Annotated in this window: 3 protein-coding genes; all 3 read right to left on the bottom strand. The window is 72.9% G+C overall.

The window, feature by feature from the left end:
- Positions 1–148: 148 nt before the first annotated feature.
- On the bottom strand, positions 149–1,153 hold the full coding sequence (gene gap, locus ACTUAL_RS31105; protein ID WP_096496085.1) for a type I glyceraldehyde-3-phosphate dehydrogenase: 1,005 nt from the start codon (positions 1,151–1,153) through the stop codon (positions 149–151).
- A gap of 377 nt (positions 1,154–1,530) precedes the next feature.
- Positions 1,531–2,643 carry a hypothetical protein gene (locus ACTUAL_RS31100; protein ID WP_440902730.1) on the bottom strand — a complete coding sequence of 371 codons (1,113 nt, stop codon included), beginning with the start codon at positions 2,641–2,643 and terminating at the stop codon, positions 1,531–1,533.
- Positions 2,644–2,715: 72 nt separating this feature from the next.
- A complete protein-coding gene (locus ACTUAL_RS31095) occupies positions 2,716–3,996 on the bottom strand; it encodes a hypothetical protein (RefSeq protein ID WP_440902729.1) in 1,281 nt (426 codons plus the stop codon).
- Between the last annotated feature and the right edge of the window lie 23 nt (positions 3,997–4,019).

Below are 4,019 nucleotides of genomic sequence, written 5' to 3'. Positions count from 1 at the left end.
GGGCCCCGCGGCGGGGCCGGGGCGGTGGGGGTTGATGTGGCGGCGGGGGTGGGGGAGTTCCTGGTCGCCGCCCACCAGCCCCCCCCCCCCCGACACACCCTCGGCGATGAGGTCGCCAAGAGTCTTCACTGTGCAGTCGTCCCCTTGCTCAGAGCTTGCTGGCGACCAGGTTGACGAGGTCCACGAGGCGGTTGGAGTAGCCCCACTCGTTGTCGTACCAGCCGACGACCTTGACCTGGTTGCCGATGACCTTGGTCAGCGGGGCGTCGTAGATGCAGGACGCCGGGTCGGTGACGATGTCGGCCGACACGATCGGGTCGGTGTTGTAGCGCAGGTAGCCCTTGAGGGAGCCCTCGGCGGCCTTCTGGAAGGCGGCGTTGACCTCGTCCACGGTGGTCTCGCGACCCACGGTGACGGTCAGGTCGGTGGCCGAGCCGGTGGGCACGGGCACGCGCAGCGCGTAGCCGTCCAGCTTGCCCTTGAGCTCGGGCAGGACCAGGCCGATGGCCTTGGCGGCGCCGGTGCTGGTGGGCACGATGTTCAGGGCGGCGGCGCGGGCGCGGCGCAGGTCCTTGTGCGGCGCGTCCTGCAGGTTCTGGTCCTGCGTGTACGCGTGGATCGTGGTCATGAGGCCACGCTCGATGGTGAACTCGTCGTGCAGCACCTTCGCCAGCGGGGCGAGGCAGTTGGTGGTGCAGGACGCGTTCGAGATGACGGTCTGGGTGCCGTCGTAGAGGCCCTCGTTGGCGCCGAACACGACGGTGAGGTCCTCGTTCTTGGCCGGGGCCGAGATGATGACCTTCTTGGCGCCGCCCTCGTCCACGTGCTTGCGGGCGGTGGTGGCGTCGGTGAAGAAGCCGGTGGACTCCACGACGACGTCGACGCCGAGGTCCTTCCAGGGCAGCTTGCCGGGGTCGCGCTCGGCGAGGGCCTTGATGGTCTTGCCGTCGACGACGATGCCCTCGTCGTTCACGCTGACCTCGGCGTCGAGGCGCCCGAGGATGGAGTCGTACTTCAGCAGGTGAGCCATCGTGTTGACGTCACCGAGGTCGTTGAAGGCCACGATCTCGATGTCGTGACCACTGGCCTGAACGGCGCGCCAGAAGTTGCGGCCGATGCGGCCGAAACCATTGACACCTACGCGAACCGTCACGGTGCGTCTCCTCGATCGTCGCTGGCGCCTCGGCGCCAGGGGGCGTGCGGTTGGGCCGCCTGCGGCAGCCATCGGCCAGCCTATCCCCAGTCCTGCGGCCCTGGCCTTATGGCCACCAGGATGTCTTTATCGAACAAGAAAATCCACTGTTACCCGCCAGTAATGACCATGTTCTCCGACAGGTCGTGACGAAGGTCCCGACCGCTCGGGGCAACACCGCCGAAACGCGGGCGAGACGGGTGGTCAGGCGGGTGGCCAGGCGGGTGGGAGCAGGGTCGCGGGTCCACGGGGCCGAGGGGAGGCAGGCCCTTCCGGGGGACTCGCGGGGGCTGTCCGGGGGTGCGGCGGTTGGGCTTCGCGGGGCAGTGGGACCCGCCTCACTTGGCCATCACCGCCTGGAGCACCTCCATCGCGATCGCCTCGGCCTCGGCGGCGGGGATCGGGTCGGCGAGGTAGGAGTCGCGGACCGTGCCGCCGTAGACGACCTCGAAGACGCGCACGCCCGAGACGACCTTGATGGTGACCATGTCGCCGGACCGGTCGGTCCGCCGGAGCATGACCTTGGCCCGCTCGCCGACGCCGGGCAGCTCGCGGACCTCGTCCCAGCGGCGGCCGTGCTCCTGGTCGAACCAGTTGTCCCTGATGTCCGGGTAGTCGAACGCGCCCACGGTGACCTGGAGCTCGCGGTAACCGGTGTCGGCGTCCGCGAGGGTCCGGTAGTCGCAGCTCGCGAAGTAGCTGTCGCTGCGACCCTCGGCCCGGTTGCGGGTTTTGGCGCGCTCCAGCAGCGCGTCGGGCAGGTCGCACTCGGGACTCATCATCGCGCCGACCTGCGCCTTGACCCGGCCGGTGGGCGGCTCGGTGGCGATGATCGGCGGCGGGGTGATCGCCTGGACGGGCGGCAGGGTGAAGGTGATGGCCCCGTCCTGCGCGCCGCGCTCGGACCCCCGGTCGACGGAGACGGCGACGGCGAGCATGCCGAGCACCAGGACGAGCACGAACCCCACCGCGGACACGACGCCCTCGTGGTTGGCGGGCTTGGGGGGAGGCGGCGCGCCGAAGCCCGCGTGGCCGTGCGGGCCGGGGTTCGGGGGCTGGCCGGGGTGGTGCGGGTAGTGGGGGTACTGCTCGGGGTGCTGGCCGGGGAAGGCGCCGGCAGGTGGCGGGACCTGCGCGTAGACGGGCCCGTGGCCGGGGATCCGCGCGACCACGACGGGCTGCTCGGGCCCGGTCGGCGTCCGCGCGGGCACGACGAGCGCGGGCTGCCCGCCCGCAGCCGGACCGCTCACCGCCGCCTCGCCGGGAACCGCCTGACCGGGAGCCGCCTGACCGGGAACCGCCTGACCGGGAACCGCTTGGCCGGGAGCCGCCTCGGGGTCGGCCGATGTCCCCGGCTGCCGGGTGTCCACGACCGGCTCGCCGGTCACCGGGCTCTCGTCGGGGGCCTGGGGTGCGGGGGACTCGTCCGCCCCCGCGGAGGGCGTGCTCACCGGGCAATGCTCGCACCACGGCCAAGCGATTTCCGCATCACCTGGAAAGCGTTTGCCGCAGCACCCCGCCCGTCAGCGCCCGAGCAGCTCCCGCGCGACCGCGGTCGCGATCTCCTCGGACAGCTCGTCCGGGATCTCCGGCGACAGGAACGAGTCGGTCTCGAACCCGGCGTAGCCGATCTCGTACACGGTGCTCCCGGAGACCACCTTCAGCTGCACGCCCATGACCGAGTCCGACTCGGCGGGCTGGGCCAGCAGCTTCGCGCGCTCGCCGAGGCCCTGGACCTGGCGGACGCTGCCCCAGTCGTACACGTCGTCGTCGTACCACTCCTCCAGCTCGACGCTGTCCTCCGCCTCGTAGACGGAGACGTAGAGGTCGCGGCGGACGGAGCCGTCGATCGTGCTGATCGTGCCGTAGGAGCAGAACGCGAAGCCGAAGAACTCCTCGCTCTCGTAGCGGTTGGAGGTCCGGGCGCGCTTGAGCGTGGCGTCGCTCAGGTCGCACTCCTCGGGCATGGCCGCGTTGCGCTGCTCGCCGTGCGGCGACTTGTAGTCGAGCGGCGACTCCTCCGGGTCCAGGGGGACGTCGGTGGGGTCGAGCGGGGCGGCGGTGGCCTGGGCGCGGGACTCGGGGTCGCGGACGAGCGGGTAGCCGGCCGCCCACAGGCCGCCGAGCGCGACGAGGACGAGCGCGAGGACGCCGCCGAGCACCGCCGTCAGCACCCGCCCGGTCCGGAACGGGGCGGGCTGGGGGGCGGGGTAGCCCTGGTACGCGCCGGGCGGCGGGAAGCCCTGGGCGGGCGTGCCCCAACCGGGGGCGGAGGGGGTGGAGGAGCCGGGCGGCGGGAAACCGGCGTGCGGGAGCGCGGTCTGCGGGCCCGACTGGGGGAACCCGGTCTGCGGGCCCGACTCGGGAAACCCGGTCTGGGGACCGGACTGGGAGAACCCGGCGGTCGGGAGCGCGGCCTGCGGGCCGGTCTGCGGGAACCCGGCCTGCGGGAACGTGGCCTGCGGGCCCGACTGGGGCGCGCCGTCCTGCGAGAACCCGGCCTGCGGGGCCCCGGCCTGCGGGAACTGGCCCTGCCGGGCGTCACCCTGCTGCGGTCCGGCCGGGAACGCCGCCTGCGCGGCGGCTTGGGCCTGCGCGGCGCGCGCCTGGTCGGCCTGGGCCTGGAGGTACTCGGGGACCTGCGCGTACACCGGTGACATGCCGGGAATCCGCGCCACGACCACCGGCTGCTCGGGCACGACCGCCCCGGCGGGACCGGCCTCGGCAGGCTGGGGCGCGGCAGGCTGGGGCGCGGCGTGGTGGGGCGCGGCGGACTCGTCGCCCGCCTCGGGGAACTCGCTCACCGGTCAATCCTCGCACCACGCGC

Source organism: Actinosynnema sp., assembly GCF_052038725.1.
Note: the sequence above shows the minus strand (reverse complement) of the source record. Positions and strands in the feature narration are given on the sequence as shown.